Raw genomic sequence first — 439 nt, forward strand, 5'->3', positions numbered from 1 at the left:
TTGAACACTTAATGAGGGAATACCGAATTTAGTGTGAAAGCCCACCCGAACACTTAATGAAGCGAAGCCGTAAGGTGAGGCTGAATTTAGTGAGAGTGGTGAGGGTTTTATATACTGTTGAGTCTTAAGTTTTCGCAAAGTAAGAAATGATTGCGGAGAAAGGCATAGAATGAAGCTCGGAAAAGTTTATTTTACGGACGGAAGACAGTGACTTGCTCCATAAGCATTACAGATGCGACCAAGAAAACCGAAGGTTTTGGAGGTGCAATCATGGAATAACTAAATAAAGAAATACCAGAAAAGACATAATGATTCTGGTGCCGATGCGCTTAGGGGACACACCCGTTCCCATCTCGAACACGATGGTTAAGACCTAAGCGGCCGATGGTACTATGCTGGAGACGGCATGGGAGAGCAGGTGGGTGCCAGATTATTTTTT

At 43.7% G+C, this 439-nt stretch carries 1 rRNA gene; it reads left to right on the forward strand.

Annotation, left to right across the window (positions count from 1 at the left end):
* The first annotated feature begins 313 nt into the window (after positions 1 to 313).
* Positions 314 to 431 (forward strand): 5S ribosomal RNA (gene rrf, locus EFT72_RS18975).
* Positions 432 to 439 lie beyond the last annotated feature (8 nt).

The organism is Clostridium sp. E02, from assembly GCF_003833015.1.
In the GTDB taxonomy this organism is placed as follows: domain Bacteria; phylum Bacillota; class Clostridia; order Lachnospirales; family Lachnospiraceae; genus Lacrimispora.